This is a genomic window from Herbaspirillum sp. RV1423, assembly GCF_000577615.1.
Lineage (GTDB): Bacteria > Pseudomonadota > Gammaproteobacteria > Burkholderiales > Burkholderiaceae_D > Herbaspirillum.
Genome location: NZ_CBXX010000113.1, coordinates 1 through 628 on the forward strand (window position 1 = coordinate 1; position 628 = coordinate 628).

At 66.7% G+C, this 628-nt stretch carries 1 protein-coding gene; it reads right to left on the bottom strand.

The genetic code is table 11. The features are described 5' to 3' along the window. A partial coding sequence (locus RV1423_RS28345; protein WP_034304014.1) for a TRAP transporter large permease subunit occupies positions 1-628 on the bottom strand: 628 nt, incomplete at both ends.

Below are 628 nucleotides of genomic sequence, written 5' to 3' on the forward strand. Positions count from 1 at the left end.
CGGGGAACAGCGCCGGGGCAATCGCCGCCATGTCGGCGGCCTTGGAACCGGAGATGCCCGAGACCAGGAACATCGCGCCTAGCAAGACATATTGCAGACCGCCGCGCACGTGGCCCAGCAGCGCCGCCATGAAGTCGATCAGGGTGCGCGCCAGCCCGCTGATTTCCAGCAGCGATCCGAGCAGCACGAACAGCGGCACCGACAGCAGGATCAGGCTGGACATGCCTTCGTCCATGCGGCTGACCACGATCATCATGGGCGCGCCGGTGGCCAGCGTGAGGTAGGCCATGGTGGCGGTGCCGAAGGCGAACGCGATCGGAATGCCGCCGGCCACGCACACGCCGATGAGCAGTACGAAGAACACGATCAGGTTGTAATTGCCCATCGCCACCAGCGCCGGCTTGCTGATCCACAGCACGGCGCCGATCAGCGCCACGACGGCGACCGCCGAGGCGACCTGTCTGATGCTGGCCCGACTGGCCATGCGCGCAATGGCTGCCAGGAACATCAGGATCGCGCCGACCGGCAAGGCGGCGGCGCGCAGGCCGTCGGGGATTTCCAGTGCCGGCGTGGTGATCGCCATTTGCTCCGAGGCATGGTCGACGGCCGGATGGATGATCATCAGCAC